17 protein-coding genes are annotated in these 15341 nt (G+C 64.9%); 9 read left to right on the top strand and 8 right to left on the bottom strand.

The genetic code is table 11. The features are described from left to right. Positions 1 to 31: 31 nt before the first annotated feature. The 3 genes from U5760_RS12740 (at position 32) to U5760_RS12730 (ending at position 2533) form a co-directional block, all read left to right on the top strand. Entirely contained in the window at positions 32 to 1234 is a 1203-nt protein-coding gene (locus tag U5760_RS12740; protein WP_322012163.1) for an NAD-dependent formate dehydrogenase, read from the top strand. Positions 1235 to 1301: 67 nt separating this feature from the next. Next, a complete protein-coding gene (locus tag U5760_RS12735) occupies positions 1302 to 1859 on the top strand; it encodes an HPP family protein (protein WP_322012162.1) in 558 nt (185 codons plus the stop codon). Positions 1860 to 2005: 146 nt separating this feature from the next. Next, entirely contained in the window at positions 2006 to 2533 is a 528-nt protein-coding gene (locus U5760_RS12730) for a molybdopterin-dependent oxidoreductase (RefSeq protein WP_322012161.1), read from the top strand. Positions 2534 to 2562: 29 nt separating this feature from the next. On the opposite strand, the gene U5760_RS12725 is transcribed toward U5760_RS12730, so the two are convergent. Then, positions 2563 to 3519: a hypothetical protein gene (locus U5760_RS12725; protein WP_322012160.1), complete on the bottom strand. Its 957-nt coding sequence runs from the start codon at positions 3517 to 3519 to the stop codon at positions 2563 to 2565. A 43-nt stretch (positions 3520 to 3562) separates the two neighbouring features. Next, a complete protein-coding gene (locus U5760_RS12720; RefSeq protein ID WP_322012159.1) occupies positions 3563 to 4000 on the bottom strand; it encodes an acetyltransferase in 438 nt (145 codons plus the stop codon). Between the two features lie 297 nt (positions 4001 to 4297). On the opposite strand from U5760_RS12720, the gene U5760_RS12715 reads away from it, so the two are divergent. Both U5760_RS12715 and U5760_RS12710 read left to right on the top strand, forming a co-directional pair. Next, entirely contained in the window at positions 4298 to 5218 is a 921-nt protein-coding gene (locus tag U5760_RS12715; protein ID WP_322012158.1) for a LysR family transcriptional regulator, read from the top strand. A 109-nt stretch (positions 5219 to 5327) separates the two neighbouring features. Next, positions 5328 to 5450 carry a hypothetical protein gene (locus U5760_RS12710; RefSeq protein ID WP_322012157.1) on the top strand — a complete coding sequence of 41 codons (123 nt, stop codon included), beginning with the start codon at positions 5328 to 5330 and terminating at the stop codon, positions 5448 to 5450. Between the two features lie 13 nt (positions 5451 to 5463). Here the strand turns inward: U5760_RS12710 and U5760_RS12705 are convergent, their stop codons facing one another. The 6 genes from U5760_RS12705 to U5760_RS12680 form a co-directional block, all read right to left on the bottom strand. Next, positions 5464 to 6645 (bottom strand): NAD(P)/FAD-dependent oxidoreductase, encoded by a 1182-nt coding sequence (locus U5760_RS12705; protein ID WP_322012155.1) that lies wholly within the window; start codon positions 6643 to 6645, stop codon positions 5464 to 5466. After that, on the bottom strand, positions 6642 to 6812 hold the full coding sequence (locus U5760_RS12700) for a rubredoxin (RefSeq protein ID WP_322012154.1): 171 nt from the start codon (positions 6810 to 6812) through the stop codon (positions 6642 to 6644). Before U5760_RS12700 ends, U5760_RS12705 begins: the two co-directional genes overlap by 4 nt. A 21-nt stretch (positions 6813 to 6833) precedes the next feature. Further along, positions 6834 to 7889, bottom strand: a complete 1056-nt coding sequence (locus U5760_RS12695; RefSeq protein ID WP_322012153.1) for an aromatic ring-hydroxylating dioxygenase subunit alpha — start codon at positions 7887 to 7889, stop codon at positions 6834 to 6836. 427 nt (positions 7890 to 8316) lie between these two features. Continuing rightward, positions 8317 to 10074 (bottom strand): energy transducer TonB, encoded by a 1758-nt coding sequence (locus U5760_RS12690; RefSeq protein ID WP_322012152.1) that lies wholly within the window; start codon positions 10072 to 10074, stop codon positions 8317 to 8319. 264 nt (positions 10075 to 10338) lie between these two features. Beyond that, the gene (locus U5760_RS12685; protein WP_322012150.1) at positions 10339 to 11121 is read right to left on the bottom strand and encodes an SDR family NAD(P)-dependent oxidoreductase; all 783 of its coding nucleotides are present in this window, start codon (positions 11119 to 11121) and stop codon (positions 10339 to 10341) included. 28 nt (positions 11122 to 11149) lie between these two features. Next, a complete protein-coding gene (locus tag U5760_RS12680; protein ID WP_322012149.1) occupies positions 11150 to 11602 on the bottom strand; it encodes a MaoC family dehydratase in 453 nt (150 codons plus the stop codon). A gap of 382 nt (positions 11603 to 11984) precedes the next feature. Between U5760_RS12680 and U5760_RS12675 the strand changes: the two genes are divergently transcribed. Genes U5760_RS12675 through U5760_RS12660 form a run of 4 tightly spaced genes read left to right on the top strand, consistent with a single transcriptional unit; the run spans position 11985 to position 15312 of the window. Further along, positions 11985 to 12854 (top strand): branched-chain amino acid ABC transporter permease, encoded by an 870-nt coding sequence (locus U5760_RS12675; RefSeq protein WP_322012265.1) that lies wholly within the window; start codon positions 11985 to 11987, stop codon positions 12852 to 12854. Next, a complete protein-coding gene (locus tag U5760_RS12670; protein ID WP_322012148.1) occupies positions 12851 to 13861 on the top strand; it encodes a branched-chain amino acid ABC transporter permease in 1011 nt (336 codons plus the stop codon). Before U5760_RS12675 ends, U5760_RS12670 begins: the two co-directional genes overlap by 4 nt. Further along, positions 13854 to 14621 (top strand): ABC transporter ATP-binding protein, encoded by a 768-nt coding sequence (locus tag U5760_RS12665; RefSeq protein WP_322012147.1) that lies wholly within the window; start codon positions 13854 to 13856, stop codon positions 14619 to 14621. Before U5760_RS12670 ends, U5760_RS12665 begins: the two co-directional genes overlap by 8 nt. Beyond that, positions 14605 to 15312, top strand: coding sequence for an ABC transporter ATP-binding protein (locus U5760_RS12660; RefSeq protein ID WP_322012146.1), 708 nt, complete (start codon positions 14605 to 14607; stop codon positions 15310 to 15312). Before U5760_RS12665 ends, U5760_RS12660 begins: the two co-directional genes overlap by 17 nt. Positions 15313 to 15341: the final 29 nt, after the last annotated feature.

Raw genomic sequence — 15341 nt, 5'->3', positions numbered from 1 at the left:
GTTCCTCTCTTTCAAAAATGGAGTGAGATTCATGGCCAAGGTTCTTTGCGTGCTGTACGACGATCCGGTCAACGGCATGCCCAAACGCTATGCGCGCGACACCGTTCCCACCATCGAGCGCTATCACGACGGGCAGACCGCGCCCACCCCGAAGGCAATCGACTTCACGCCGGGCGAGCTGCTGGGCAGCGTTTCCGGCGAACTGGGTCTGCGCCGCTTTCTCGAATCGCAAGGCCACACGCTCGTGGTCACGTCCGACAAGGACGGCCCCAACTCGCGCTTCGAGAAAGAGCTCGCCGACGCCGAAATCGTGATCTCGCAGCCGTTCTGGCCGGCTTACCTCACCGCCGAGCGCATTGCCCGGGCGCCGAAGCTCAAGCTCGCGCTCACGGCCGGCATCGGCTCCGATCACGTCGATCTGCAGGCGGCGATCGAGCGCGGCATCACGGTGGCCGAGGTCACGTACTGCAACAGCATCAGCGTGGCCGAGCACGTGGTGATGATGATCCTCTCGCAGGTGCGCAACTATCTGCCTTCGCACGAGTGGGTGAAGAAAGGCGGCTGGAATATCGCCGACTGCGTGGAGCGCGCGTACGACCTCGAAGGCATGCATGTGGGCACCGTGGCTGCGGGCCGCATCGGCACGGCGGTGCTGCGCCGTCTCAAGCCCTTCGACGTCAAGCTCCACTACACCGACCGTCACCGCCTGCCCGAGCAGGTCGAACGCGAACTGAACCTCACGTGGCACCCCACCGTGGAGTCGATGGTGAAGGTCTGCGACGTGGTGACGATCAATTGCCCGCTGCACCCCGAGACCGAGCACCTCTTCAATGAGCAGATGATCTCGAAGATGAAGCGCGGCGCGTACATCATCAATACGGCGCGCGGCAAGATCTGCGACCGCGATGCGATCGTGAGTGCGCTGGAAAGCGGACAACTGGCCGGATACGCCGGCGACGTGTGGTTCCCGCAGCCGGCGCCGCGCGATCATCCGTGGCGCAGCATGCCGCATCAGGGCATGACGCCGCACACCTCCGGCACGACGCTTTCGGCGCAGGCGCGTTATGCCGCGGGCACGCGCGAGATTCTCGAATGCTGGTTCGCGGGCAAGCCCATTCGCGACGAGTACCTGATCGTGGACGGCGGCAAGCTGGCCGGCGTAGGCGCGCACTCGTATAGCGCCGGCAACGCAACGGAAGGCTCGGAAGAAGCGAGCCGCTACACGGCGGCATAAGTCGCTGCGCCGCGCGCCTCTGCCCGAAGCGCGCGGCTTCTTTCATTTAGTCATCCATAATATTTTCATGCGAGAACTCGATAGAACGGCGACCACCCCGCCGCGCTTCCTCTTTGGCCCGGAGGTCTTGCGCGGCCTGCTGGGTGGCGCAGCCGCCATCGCCCTCCTCGGCTCGCTCGCGAAGCTCACCGGACTGCCGCTTCTGATCGCGCCGTTCGGAGCATCGAGCGTTCTGCTGTTCGCGGCGCCCGCGAGCGTCTTCGCTCAGCCGAAGAACCTGATACTGGGCCACCTGATCGCTTCCGCCGTGGGCCTGGCCGTATTCCGGCTCGCGGGCAACGGCGTATGGGCGATGGCCGTCGCCACCGGCCTCGCGATTGCGGCCATGCAGATCACCCGCTCGATCCATCCGCCCGCCGGCGCGGACCCGCTCGTGATCATGCTGAGCGGCGCCGGATCGGCGAGCTTTCTGCTCTGCCCCGTGCTGATCGGCGTGCTGGGCCTCTTCGTAGTCTCGCAGGTTGTGAACCGGTTGGTGCGACTGTTCGACAGGGTTCCGGGAGAAATGGCGGTTTCCGCGGTCTCCGCCGCGCCCGACGGTCCCGCAGACAATCCGTCCCCCTAAGACCCGGTTGCAGCGTTATCGGGGCATGGCGGCAGCGATATGACCGACATGCTTCGGGTCAGGCTGGATCGGCGAGCGCACACCGCGTAATATACGCATGACTATATCGCGACCGAGACTGGCCCAACCGGCCAGGAGACCCGACGATGGATACCGCGCAGACCGCCCCTACCGCCGCCGTAGTGCCGCCCGCAGCCCATGCCGCTGTGCACGGCGCCCCGGATCGCGCCGTCGCGCTGCACATCACGGGCAGCCTGACGCGCCCCCTTGCGCTCTCGCTCGACGAGCTCCGGGCGTTCCCCGCGGTGACTTGCGCGCCGTTCGATCTGCGCTGCTACACGACCCAGCGGTTCATTCGCACCGTCGAACCCTATCGGGGCGTCCTGCTCACCGATCTCATCCAGCACGCCGGCGTGCACTGCGATACGCCGGGCGATTTCAAGCGGATGATCTTCGTTGCGATCGGCCACGACGGCTATGCCGTGATGTTCTCGTGGCACGAACTGTTCAACACGCCCGTGGGCCAACAGGCCATCATCGCCTACGAATGCGGCGGCAGGACGCTGAGCGAGGAAAACGGCGCGCCGGTCCTCTTTTCCGGGGCCGATCTCGTGCCGGCGCCACGCCACCTCAAGCGGCTTGCGCGTATCGAGGCACGCGTGATCCAGGTCTGAGTTTGCCGCCTGCCGGTGCGAGCGAACGGTCAGGGCAACGGCACGCTGCGCAGATAGCTGGTGCCGCCCGACGCCGCGCGATCCACCACGTAAAGCACGCGCCGCGCGGAATTCAACGCGACCCCACGCGCGTCGTGAAAGCCATTCGCGATCTCGCTGACCGTGCCATCGGCGGCAATCCGGCAAACCGATGCCGCGTTGCAGCGCGTATAGAGCGCACCAGTCGCGGGATCGCCTGCCATCAGATCCGGATGCGCGATTCTGGCGAACACGTCGAGGTTCGAAACCGGCTGCGCCGCGGCGACGAGCGCCGGCAGCGAAGCGCTGACGATCGCGTTGCGCGCCTGGTCGGCAATGAAGACCTTGTCGCCCAGCACGACCACGCCCACCGGCTTGCCGAGTCCCGTGACCAGGTCGCGCTCGCGGGCTTCGCCCGTGGCCGCGTCGTAGGTCACGAGGCTCAGGCCACCGGTGGCAGCGCCCTCGCCGCCGCCCTTGAACCATGTCGAAAGCGCGCGGTGCGCCCCGGCGGACGCGAGACCCAGCCTGCGCCGCGTGGGATCCAGACCGGCCAGGGCCACCACGTGGTCCGCACCGGCGATGCTGAAGAGGCCCCCCGCCGTGCCGAATCCGAAACGCTCGACGAGCAGATTCCCTTCGGCATCGAACGCGATCTGGCTGAGGCTCGCGGCCTGGCCCGCACCGATGGGAACCCCCGCGTAGCGGCTGAACGAACGGCCATCGGACGAACGCAGCACGCTGCTCGTTGCGTCGTCGGTCAGGTAGACGGCGCCGTCGTCCGGACGAACCGCAAGACCGTTGGGGCGGGCGTCGAGTGCAACCGGGCCGGTGTCGGCCTGGCCGCTGTGCCCCTGCAACGCACAGCCCCAGATCTGCACGAGTGCGCCCAGCATCAAGGCCTGCGCAAGACGACGCAACGCGTATGAATGCGAGTGTGAATGTGCCACTGCCGGTAAGCGGATCATCGGATCTCCCTCGTTGCGGCAATAAAGGTTGCGCGGCGCCGGTTCAATCGCGCAGCGCCATGTGTATCAGCGGAAACGGCCTGCCCGCGGCATCGACCGGGGAACGGCCGACTTCTTCGAAGCCGTAGTGCCGATAGAACCCATGCGCTTGCGGATTCTGTTCATTGACGTCCACAGTGAGCTTCGCGCGCAGCGCGCTTGCATGATCGAGCAGCTTTGAGCCGGCGCCTCGACCGAACCACGCCGGATCGACGAACAGCATTTCGACCTGCGCTTCGTGCGTGCCGATAAATCCGGCGATCTGGCCGGCTTCGTCCTCGCACACCCAGATCTCCACGGCAGGCAAATACAGGTCCCTGACCTGCGGATAGAGTGCATCGATATCCTGCGCGCTCAGGAATGTGTGCGTCACGCGCACGGAGCGATGCCAGATTTCAAGCAATACCGGATTGTCGGCCGCAACGCGTTTTCGTATGTTCATCGTCTGCAACAGGGAAAGTCTCGTGTGTCTCCAGTGGACTGCGCACGCGAAACAGGATTGCAATGCAGGCAGTCGGGCGAATCGCCATCATGCCATGCGCCCTGCAATCGGCATGGCGCGGCGAACATGAACACGATATTCGGTCCGTTATAAAGCCTGAATCGCAAGGCTTTCAGCATTCATTCGCTTTGCGCATCGATTGACGCACGAAATATCGCTACGTATACATCGTGGAAATCGATAAAACAAGCGCCTCGAAGACGCATCGAAACACCCCGGCAATCCGATGGCGGCCCCATGCATAGACAAGTCATAGACTCCCACCTCCTCAAGATTCTTCATACCTTGATTACGGAATCGAGCGTTTCGCGCACGGCCGTACTGCTTGGGCAATCGCAGCCGACCATCAGCGTCGCGCTGCGCAAGCTGCGCGCGATGACGGGCGATCCCCTGCTCGTACGCAGCGGCAGCCGCATGGTGCCCACCAGTCACGCCATGACGCTGATCGAGCCGCTCGATCAGGCGCTCGCCGGCATTTCGGCGGTCCTGAACCCCACCGTCAGCTTCGATCCCGCGACCACGCAACGGACGTTTCGCATCGGCTCGCCCGACTATCTGGACGTGTTCTTTCTGCCCGCCATCGTCGATGCATTCAAGCAGGAAGCGCCGCGCGCGCGCATCGACTTCCGGCATCTGATGACCGTGGAAGGCGGCTATGAACATGCGCTGGAAAGCGGCACGCTCGATCTCGTGATCGGCAACTGGAGCACGCCGCCCGAGCTGCTCCATCTCCAGCCGCTGTGCCGGGACGATCTGGTCTGCGTGATGCGCGAGGACCACCCCGTCAAGCGCGGCAATCTCACGCGCGCGATCTACCAGGAGGCCGATCATCTGGGCGTCACCACGCACCACGAGACCGGGCTCGGCACCATCGACATCGAACTCGCGCGCGGCGGCCTCTCGCGCAACGTGACCACAACGATGCCCTACTTCGGCATGGCACCGTATGTGCTGCTGCGCTCGAATCTGCTTTTCACCACCACGCGCGCCCTCGCCACGCATTTCTGCAGCCTGCTGCCGCTGCGCATCGAGCCCATTCCCTGCGAACCCCGGGCGCTCACCTACTATCAGCTTTGGCATGATCGCACCCATCGCAGCGCGGCCGTGGTCTGGCTAAGGCGACTGGTGGCGGGCGTGGCGAAAAGTCTCGTGCCTTGATGGTTCGCAGGACACGCAAGGCAATAGGCAAGGCGGAATAAAAAAAGCCGCGAGCCCTCGCTCGCGGCGGCAAACGGTCGAGATCCATGGAGCAAGACAGGAGAACCCCATGGCCATCGATCCGCAACAGGTGTCGGTCAGCGAAAAAGCTGCCTGTCGAGGGGCGATGCGCGGAACGGACGATGTTATCCGCGCACCGGTTTATGCCGGGTTCAGTCGATCGATACGCTGATCGATGCGCTGACCTATGCAGCAGCCATCGCCTTGAGCAGCGCCGCCCTCTCCGCAGTGGCCGCGTCGAGCAGCGCGAAGCCGGTCATGCGACCCGTTCCCGGATCCTCGCAAATCGCGCGTATGGCACGCGGTGCATCTCCCAAGCCGACCGTGGTGGACCAGCGTCCCTGTGCGGCGGGCGTCACCACCACGGCCGGGATCGCGGGCGTCTTCACGATCACCGGCATGGCCGGGAATTCCACGCGTGTGAGCTTGCCGGCCAGACCCTGCGCGAGCGCACGCGCCGCATACATGATTGGCAGTACGTAAGGACGCACACGGCCGTCGATGGCCGCGCAGTCGCCCAGCGCGTAAATGTCGGGCGCACTCGTGCGGCACCAGGCGTCGGTCACGATGCCGTCTGCGACTTCGAGCCCCGCCTCCCGCGCCAGCGCGACTCTCGGCGCGAGCCCGATGGCGCAGAGCACGACATCGGCATCGAGGCGCGTGCCGTCCGAGAGCAGCAGCCGGTAGCCGCGCTGGCATCGCGCGATCGAATTGACGCTCACACCGGCCCGCAGGACGACGCCCGCCGCCGCCAACGCACGGCCGAACACCTCCGCTGCCTCGGACGGCAGAAGTCGCGAGAGCGGCGCATCGGCCGGATCGACAAGCGTGACCGCGTGCCCCGCCGCTACCAGATCGTTCGCGAACTCGCAGCCGATGAGCCCTGCGCCGAGGATCGCCACCGACCGGCACGTGCGCAGCGTTTCGCGAAAGCGCGCATAGTCGGCAAGGTCGTTGACCGAGAGCACGTCGTCCGTTCCGTCGCCGTCTATCGGCACGCGCCGCGCATCGGCGCCCGTGGCGAGAACGAGCGCGCGGTAGCGCAGCACTTCGCCGCTATCGAGCTCGATCGAATGCGCCTCGGGCAGCAAGCGCCGCACATCGCAATGCGTCACGATCCGGGCACGCAATTGCGTGGCCATTGCAGCCGCGTCGAAGGTGGCGAGCTGATCGGGTTCCTTCTTCTGCGCCAGCGCGTTGGAAAGCGCGGGCTTCGAATAGAACCGGCCATCGTCGCGGCTCAGCAGCACGAGCGGCGTTTCGCTATCGAGCTTGCGCCACTCGCGAGCGACCGTATATCCCGCGAGCCCCGTGCCGACGATCACGAGCGGTTGCGGGCCACCCTGAGCTTGTGTCTGCGCGCTCATGCCGGCACCACCTGCATGTCGAAGTCGTGCTTGCCCGTGGCACAGTCCGGGCACACCCAGCCTTCGGGTACGTCCTCCCAGCGCGTGCCGGGCGCGATGCCCTCGTGCGGCAGACCTTCGGCCTCGTCGTAGCGAAACCCGCAAATCACGCATTCCCAGATTTTCATGATGTGTCTCCCGCGGTTCGCTCAACGCACGTACGACTGGCCGAGGCCGATCTCGCCCAGCGCGCGCCGGTAGGCACCCGACGAGCGATCGGCCAGGATCGGTGCTTCGAGCGAGCGGTCGATCGGCAAGTCTTCCGGGCATTGCAGTTCGACGATGGCGCGATCCTCTTCGAACACCTGGCGGTTGAACTCATAGACGTCGTCGAGCGGCAAGTCATGGTCGAAGTTGCGGGCGATCGGCACGAAGAGCCGCGTGTGCCGTGCCGACACCGGGCTTGCCGCATTGAGAATGGCGAGCCGGCCATGCTCCGGAAAATGCACCGTAAGCCGCGCGAAGAACGGCACGTCGACTTCGAACACGCGGCGCCACAGATAACCTTCGGGCGCGCGGTGCTGCATGAACTTCGGAAAATTGCTGACCGTACTCACGTATTCGGCGCGCAGGCCGTTCTCGCGGCGCTCGACCGAGTACTGAGGCACGACCGGATTGCGGCGGTCGGCGAAACTTTCGTGATGGATCCACGCGAAATGCGCGACGTCGATGAAGCCTTCGGTCTGCCGCCCTGCCGAGGCGCGAATATCGATCGAGGGCGGCAGTATCTGCTGAAAACCTTCGCTATTCCAGGCTGGGAAATCGGGCAGCGGCACTTCGCCGCCGCCGAGCGACACCCACACGAGACCATAGGCTTCCTGCGCCGCATAGGTGGTCAGGCACAGACGCTCCGGAATCGGTCCTTCGGGCTGCGAAGGAATATGGCTGCAGCGTCCGTTGGCTTCGTATTCGAGGCCGTGATACGGGCAAACGAGCTGATCGTTGAGCACCCAGCCGCGGCTGAGCGGCGCGCCGCGGTGCGGGCACACGTCGCGCGCGGCGACCACGCGGCCGTGGGCGCGATAGACGACGAGCGGCTCGTCGAGCAGCGTTACGCTGAGCGGCTTGTCGAGCAAGTCGCCCGAAAAGGCGACGGGGTGCCAGTAGCGGCTCAGGATCTCCCAGTCGCGGGAGTCGAAGGTGCAGTTGCGGGGAATGGCGGGCGACTTCGACCGGGTCAGTGTCACCACTTGTGGCTGGCTCATGCGCGTCTCCTGATTCGTATGGGGTCATTGCGGCGTATCCGGCTTTTCGATCGAATCGCACCGGCTGTACGCAACGATAGCCAGACGCGCGGCCGCGTCCCATCCCTTAGACGCCATGAAGTCTATGTATGCGACGGCATAGGCTTGCGGTCGTTCGAATCGCACGCGTGTTTGACCTCACGCGTTCGGCCACGATTTATTTCGCTGAGGTCGCGCGCAGGCCTGCCGTATACCTCTTCAAGACCTTGATTCCAGCGTGATTTTGTCTGATCACAGTGCCGCGCCTGGCGCAGTATCGAAACCGGCGTCGGCGCATCGTCGGACTGGGAAACCTTCTGAACGGAGACAGGTATCCGGGCATGCGAGGGATGCATGCCCGAGGCCTCATGGACTCCTGACTTCCGGTATTGCGAGGTCCGCTTGCCGGTCAGATGCCTGGCCTCAACGTGATCTCGAATGTCCGGGGTGCTTCGCCGTTTTCATCGACCGGCATGGGATCGGCTCGTCTGACCGCACTCAGGGCCGCACTGTCCCACTCCTTGTCGCCGCTCGAGCGCACAATCCTCGCTGATTCGAGGTTGCCCGAAGACTTGCAATGCACTTCGACTACGGTTTCGCCGTGAATCGCTTTTCCGCTCCAGACGATAAGCGGCCGCACGCGTTGCCGAACCCTCTCCGCATAGTCGAACACCACCGGGGCACCGGACGCCTGCGGAGAGGTCCGGGGCATCGAAGCCGCACGCGTCATGACCGCCACGAACACTGATGCAAGACGTCTCTGCTTTTCGAGGTCGGCCAGCATGATCCAGTCGCGTTGTGGTTGCGGGACTTTTGTGAGGGCGGCCTGATAAAGACGTGTGGCCTTGCACCAGGCTTCTGGAGAAAGCATCGCCTGCTTGCCGGTCAGCAATAGCCCGAGATCGTCCGCTTCGGACGGGTCATGCTTCAGCGCTTCCGCAATCGACGAAGAAAGAGCAAGTTGCCCCTGCAACTGCTGGGCTGCCGTGATCTGCGGCGGCGGCGCGGTCTGGGTCGACTGCTTGAGCAGATCGAATATCGCCTGAAGTTGGGCCTCCAGCAATTCGTCGCTCTCGCTGCCCAGCGACAGGTAGCGCGACGTGATGGCCTGCACGCTCCGGGCGCCGCCGCAATCCGGCGGCGCGTTCTCAAGAGCGCGGGTTGTCATGCCGGCCAGCTGTTCACGATCCTGCGGCGAAATTCTCGCCATGCCGTCCATCAAGCCCAATGCGCGGGAAAGGCCAACTGCAGGTCCGGACGCGGGATCCGGAGCGGCGAGAAAATACCCTTTTATATCGGAATCCGAAACAACCTTCTGGGCCCAGTCCTTCAATATCCTCTCCTGCGGCGAATCGGGCGAAACACCGAACTTCGCGAGTGCGGTCGCGTCGATCGGCTTCGTGACGTCCTTCGCGATAACGAACGGCAAGCCTGGCGCGAGAGAAGACGGATCCATGCCGCCGCTCGCGGGAAGCGAGGGCTGGTGGACGATACCGGCGGCGACCGGACCACTCGCCGCCGCCGCGACATTCTGGGCCGCGAGGACTGCATCGGCATGCGATTCCTGGACCGGGCCAGCCTGACCGGAATCGGTATGCGGTAAATCCGGCGTTGCCGGGTGGCACAGCATGCCGCGCAACTGCTCCGGGGTCGGCGTGGCTAACGCAGGCCCGCTGATGGAATAGGACGCCCCCTGCTGCGAACTGACGACATTGGTATTGCCATTGATCGTGACCGTGCTGTTCGCGGCACCCCAATGGAAAAACCATTGCATGGCCCCGTTGGTGCCGGGCTTGACCAGTATGCCAAACGTATCGCTCTCGCCGGCGAGCGTCTGATAAACGGCGTCGCCGCGTGGCGAAACGCCGGGTGTCAGGATGCGCTGCTGGAGTCCCGCGTTGGTCGCCGTTCCGTCCGCCATCCGGTAGCATCCGCTCCCGATGGACCCAGGGCCTTCGCCGTCTTGTTCAAAAGCCGTGATGCGCCCGTCGCGATCGATTTCGACATAGCCATGCGTCAGCGTCCTCACGCCGTCGATCGTGACGGGGTGCGCCGAACTATAGACACCGGCCAGCGAAGCGATATCGCTCGAGCAGTGACCCACAGGCGCGTAACTGGCCAGTCCCAGCGCAAGAACCGGGACGAATGCGGTGTATCGGATTTTCATGGGGCGAGTGCAAAAAGAGCCTCGACGAGCCGGCGCGGCGATTCGGTTCGCGCGCTATCGTTTATCGGCAGCCGGGCTGGCGAGCACAAGAGTAATCAATCGCCCCTTGAAGGGGAAGATCAAGCGAGCCGAAAACGACAAAATATTCGGGACGCTCTTTCCGGTTATCCGGGATGAATCAAACGGCCGCTCGAACCGAAAGCGAAACGCAAGCCGTTGCGTGCGAAACCGTCTCGTTCGGGTCAGGGCGAAGTGTCGATGCCCTCACACCTTCATCCCCGGCAAATTCAGCGAGGCGGTATTGCCGCCATCCACCGGCAGCGCCTGGCCCGTCACATAACTCGCGTCGTCGCTCGCAAGAAACGCGATCGCCGCGGCCACTTCCTCGGGGCGCCCCGGGCGGCGCAACTCGCAGCGATAGCCGAGCCGGTCTTCCTTGTTCTGCTCGCGCGCACGCGCAAACACAGGCGCCGTCATGCCCGTTTCGATGAGACCCGGGCACACCGCGTTCACGCGGATATGCCAGGGCGCGAGATCGCACGCGCTCGTCATCGTGAGGTTGATGACCGCCGCTTTCGATGCGCTGTACGCATTGCCGCCCGCCCCCGAACGCACGCCCGCCACCGAGGCCGTATTGACGATGGCACCCCGGCCGCGCTCGATCATGCTGCGCGAAGCCCATTTGGTGAAGTGCACGACGCCCATCAGGTTCACACCGAGAATCTGCTGCCAGACCGCGGTTTTCGTTTCGGAAACCAGCGAATAGTCGCCGCCCGCAATGCCGGCGTTGTTGCATAACACGTCGAGGGCGCCGAAGCGTTGCAGCACCCGATCGATGCAACTCGCCACATCGTCTTCACACGCGACGTCGAGGCCCGCGTACCAGACACGCGCGCGGTCCATGCCATCGGCAACGGCGGCGAGTGCCTCCTCGTTGCGGTCGACGAGCGCGAGCGCCGCGCCCTCGTCGTAGAGGCGCTTTGCCGTCGCCCGGCCGATGCCGCTCGCGGCCCCCGTCACGATCGCTACCCGGTCGGTAAAGCGCATGGCCTCTCCTTTTTCGAAAGCGTTTGGCTCAGCAATAACGGCGCGACACCATCTGCGCCACGCAGACGGGCTTTTCCGAACCCTCGCGCTCGACGGTCGCCTCGATCGTCAGTTGCGCACCGCTGTCGAGCGGCGTGTATTCGAGCAGCCGGCAGGCCGCGCGGATGCGGCTGCCGACAGGAACGGGCGCCGGAAAGCGCACGCGATTGAGCCCGTAGTTGACGCCCATGCGCGTGCCGTCCACCTGAAATGCAGTCGCGCACAGCGCGGGCAACAGGCTCAAGGTCAAAAAGCCGTGGGCGACGGTCGCGCCGAACGGGCCGACCGCCGCCCGCCCGGGATCAACATGAATCCATTGATGATCGTGGGTGGCGTGTGCGAACTCGTTGATGCGCGGCTGATCGATGGTCATCCATTCGCCCACGCCCAGCGGTTCGCCCACATGGGCCTGCAGTTCGCCAAGTTGCCCGAAGATTTTCAAGAGCCGGCCTCCGGAGGAGCGACGGCAGGGAGTCCGGCCGCTGCGCCCTCGATACGATCATTCCACTAATCAGAATTTACGTCTGCATTGCAGAATCTATCCAAGGGAGCCGGCGGGGTCAACCCGGGGTTCGCCCCGGTGGTTCGTCGATGGCTCGTCACGCAGGCCCCAAGAGTCCGAACAGCATCGGGTTTTTAGCGTTTTCGCATAAAACGCACGATCATTCGGTATTTCCCCTAGGGTGACTGCATAGCAGAATTCATTGCCAAATTACGGCCTGAAACGCGCTCTCGTCTTACCGCTTCGCCGCCGCTTTCCGGGCGCGCATCGCGCGGCGACGGCCGCGGCACGACACCGGTTTCCCGCATTCAGGAGGGTCATGGTGGATCTGTTTTTGCAGCAGGTGCTCAACGGCTTGACGCTAGGCGGCGTGTACAGTCTCGTCGCCCTGGGTCTCACCCTCGTCTACGGCATCATGGCGGTGCCCAATTTCGCGCACGGCGCGTTCTACATGGTGGGCGCCTTCGCCGCGTTCTTCTTCTCCACCCGCTTCGGCCTGAACTACTGGGCGGCCATGGCCGCCGCCGCGGTCTGCGTGGCCGTGCTGGCCATGCTGGCCGAACGGCTCGTCTTCCACCCGCTGCGCAATGCGCCGGGCCTTTCCCCGATGATCGCCGCCATCGGCCTCATGCTGTTTCTGCAGGCCGGCGCCCAGGCGCTCTGGGGCACCGACTTTCAGCGCATGGCGCCGCCCTGGGGCGGCGTGGTCGAATGGTCCGGCGTGATCGCACCCATCCAGCGGCTTCTGATCATCGGCGGCGCGTTCGGCCTCGTGCTCGTGCTGCAGGTTTTCCTGCATCACACCGTGGCCGGCTCGACGATACTGGCCGTCGCGCAGAACCGCGAAGGCGCCGCGCTGATGGGCATCGATACGCGCAAGGTGGGCATGCTCACGTTCGCGATCTCGGGAGCGCTCGCCGCCGTCGCCGCCACGCTCTACGCGCCCATCAACCTGATCTATCCGGCGATGGGGCAGCTCGTGATCCTCAAGGCCTTCGTCATCATCATCCTCGGCGGCATGGGCAGCGTGCCCGGCGCCGTGGTGGGCGGCCTCATCATCGGCCTCGCGGAAAGCTTCGGCGCTTTCTACGTTTCTTCGGACTACCAGGATCTCATTGCCTTCGTGCTGCTCGTCGCGATCCTTTCGCTGCGTCCGCAAGGCCTCTTCGCCCGGGAGGCGCGCGCATCATGAAGACTTCACGCCCCCTGGCTGCGCGCCCGCTCGGCTGGCTCGCGGCGCTCGCGCTCGGCCTCGCCCTGCCGTTCTTCGTGCGCAACGACTACACGCTCACGGTCATGGCCACGGCCTATATTTTCGCGCTCGCCACCGTGGGCCTGAACCTCCTCACGGGCTACACGGGCCAGTTCAACCTCGCGCACGGCGGCTTCATGGCCATCGGCGCCTATACTGTAGGTATCCTGACCGTCGATCATCAGGTGCCGTTCTGGATCGCCTTCGCGCTCGCCGGCGTGGTGTGCGTGGTGCTGGGCTTCTTCGTCGGCATTCTTTCGCTGCGCCTCAAAGGCAACTACTTCTCGATCTTCACGCTCTGCGTGGGCTACATCATCTTCCTCGTCATCGAGAAGTGGGACAGCCTCACGCACGGCGTGGTCGGCATCATCGGCATCGCCGCGCCGCCCGGCATCGGCCCCGTCACCTTCGACAGCCCGCGCTCGCTCTACTACCTCACCCTCGCCTTTCTCGCCGTCGGCATGTGGCTCATGCACCGCATCGTCGATTCGCTGCTCGGCCACACCTTCATCGCGATCCGCAACAGCGAGAACCTCGCGCAAGCACTCGGCATCGATCTCATGCGCAACAAGCTGCTGGCGTTTCTCGTTTCTGTGTTTTATGCAGGCATCGCGGGCGGCCTCTACGCGGGCTTCGTCCGCTTTCTCGGACCCGACCTCGCGAGCATCGACCATACCTTCGACATGACGATGTACGTGGTGGTGGGCGGCCTCGGCACGCTGGCAGGCCCGCTGATCGGCGCGCTCGCGCTGCCGTGGCTCACGCAGTATCTGCAGTTCATGCAGGACTATCGCTTCCTCGTTTTCGGGCCGCTTCTGATCGTGCTGCTGATCTTCCTGCCCAACGGCCTCGTCGGCCTCTATCACAGTGCACGCAAACGCATCTGGCTGCGCCGCCTGCCGCCGGCGGGCGTGCACCAGGCCTCGCGAGGAGACGGCCATGCTTGAGATCGACAACCTCAGCAAGCGCTTTGGCGGCCTGTGCGCCGTGAGCGGGATCAGCACGCGGATCGAGCCGGGCAAGGTCAACGCGATCATCGGTCCCAACGGCGCGGGCAAGACTACGTTCTTCAACCTGATCAGCGGCATGTACCGACCGACGAGCGGCTCGATCCGCCTGCGCGGCGAGGACGTGACGGGCTTGCGCGCGGACCGCATGGCGCGCCTCGGCGTCGCACGCACTTTCCAGGCCACGGCGCTCTTCGAAGGCGCGACGGTGCTCGACAACCTCATCGTGGGCCACCGGCTGCGCACGCGCTCGGGCCTCTGGGACGTGCTGCTGCGCACGAAACGCTGCAAGACCGAGGAGCACATCTGCCGCGAGAAGGCGCGCGAGGCGCTCGATTTCGTCGGCCTATCAAACGTAGAGGCGCGGGCCGCGGGCGACATCACACAGGAAGAGAAAAAGCGCGTGGCGATCGCCCTCGCGCTGGCAACCGAACCGGAACTGCTGCTGCTCGACGAACCCGCGGGCGGCGTCAACCCCGAGGAAACCGATGGCCTCGCCCAACTGATCCGCAAGATCGCCTGTGCGGGCATGACGGTATGCCTCGTCGAGCACAAGATGAACATGATCATGAATCTCGCCGACAAGATCATGGTGCTCGACCACGGCGAAAAGATTGCAGAAGGCACGCCTGCGGAAGTCCGCGCCAACCAGGCGGTGATCGACGCCTACCTCGGGAGCGACCATGCTGACGTTCAATGACGTGAGCCTCGACTACGGCAGCTTTCGCGCGCTGCATGGCATCACTCTGCATGCGGGCGAAGGCGAGCTCGTGGTGCTGCTGGGCGCGAACGGCGCCGGCAAGAGCTCGATCTTTCGCGCGGCCAGCGCGCTCACGCGTGCGAGCGCCGGGCACATCCGCCTGAAGAACGTCGATCTCGCAGGCAAAAAACCGGCCGATGTCGTGCGCGCCGGCGTGATTCACTGCCCGGAAGGCCGCAAGCTGTTTCCGGGCATGTCGGTGCTGAAGAACCTGATGCTCGGCGCCTACCTCCATCGCGGCGACCGCACGGGCAATCGCACCCGGCTCGACGAGGTGTTCGAGCTATTCCCGGCGCTCGCCGAACGCAAGGACGACGCCGCGGGCGCGCTCTCCGGCGGCCAGCAGCAGATGGTCGCCATCGGCCGCGCGCTCATGAGCCGGCCACGCGTGCTGCTGCTCGACGAGCCTTCGTTGGGCCTTGCGCCGCTCGTGGTCAAGCAGATGTTCGAAGTGATCGCGCGCATCAACCGCGCCGGCACCACCGTGCTGCTCGCGGAACAGAACGCCCATGCGGCGCTGAAAATCGCGCACCGCGCCTATGTGGTAGAAGCCGGGCGCATCGTACTGGAAGGCACCTACGAAAGCCTGGCCGGCAACGAAGCGGTACGGCGCGCCTACGTAGGCGGCTGAGCGCACGGCACCGCTCCACTCATCACCAC

Origin of the sequence: Paraburkholderia sp. J12, assembly GCF_905220215.1 — a bacterium.
Classification (GTDB): domain Bacteria; phylum Pseudomonadota; class Gammaproteobacteria; order Burkholderiales; family Burkholderiaceae; genus Paraburkholderia.
This window is presented reverse-complemented; position numbering and strand designations above follow the sequence as displayed.

Bases quoted from the DNA above. Each gene is read 5' to 3' on its own strand.
- U5760_RS12740 (WP_322012163.1), top strand. From the start codon at position 32: ATGGCCAAGGTTCTTTGCGTGCTGTACGACGATCCGGTCAACGGCATG.
- U5760_RS12735 (WP_322012162.1), top strand. From the start codon at position 1,302: ATGCGAGAACTCGATAGAACGGCGACCACCCCGCCGCGCTTCCTCTTT.
- U5760_RS12730 (WP_322012161.1), top strand. From the start codon at position 2,006: ATGGATACCGCGCAGACCGCCCCTACCGCCGCCGTAGTGCCGCCCGCA.
- U5760_RS12725 (WP_322012160.1), bottom strand. From the start codon at position 3,519: ATGATCCGCTTACCGGCAGTGGCACATTCACACTCGCATTCATACGCG.
- U5760_RS12720 (WP_322012159.1), bottom strand. From the start codon at position 4,000: ATGAACATACGAAAACGCGTTGCGGCCGACAATCCGGTATTGCTTGAA.
- U5760_RS12715 (WP_322012158.1), top strand. From the start codon at position 4,298: ATGCATAGACAAGTCATAGACTCCCACCTCCTCAAGATTCTTCATACC.
- U5760_RS12710 (WP_322012157.1), top strand. From the start codon at position 5,328: ATGGCCATCGATCCGCAACAGGTGTCGGTCAGCGAAAAAGCTGCCTGT.
- U5760_RS12705 (WP_322012155.1), bottom strand. From the start codon at position 6,645: ATGAGCGCGCAGACACAAGCTCAGGGTGGCCCGCAACCGCTCGTGATC.
- U5760_RS12700 (WP_322012154.1), bottom strand. From the start codon at position 6,812: ATGAAAATCTGGGAATGCGTGATTTGCGGGTTTCGCTACGACGAGGCC.
- U5760_RS12695 (WP_322012153.1), bottom strand. From the start codon at position 7,889: ATGAGCCAGCCACAAGTGGTGACACTGACCCGGTCGAAGTCGCCCGCC.
- U5760_RS12690 (WP_322012152.1), bottom strand. From the start codon at position 10,074: ATGAAAATCCGATACACCGCATTCGTCCCGGTTCTTGCGCTGGGACTG.
- U5760_RS12685 (WP_322012150.1), bottom strand. From the start codon at position 11,121: ATGCGCTTTACCGACCGGGTAGCGATCGTGACGGGGGCCGCGAGCGGC.
- U5760_RS12670 (WP_322012148.1), top strand. From the start codon at position 12,851: ATGAAGACTTCACGCCCCCTGGCTGCGCGCCCGCTCGGCTGGCTCGCG.
- U5760_RS12665 (WP_322012147.1), top strand. From the start codon at position 13,854: ATGCTTGAGATCGACAACCTCAGCAAGCGCTTTGGCGGCCTGTGCGCC.
- U5760_RS12660 (WP_322012146.1), top strand. From the start codon at position 14,605: ATGCTGACGTTCAATGACGTGAGCCTCGACTACGGCAGCTTTCGCGCG.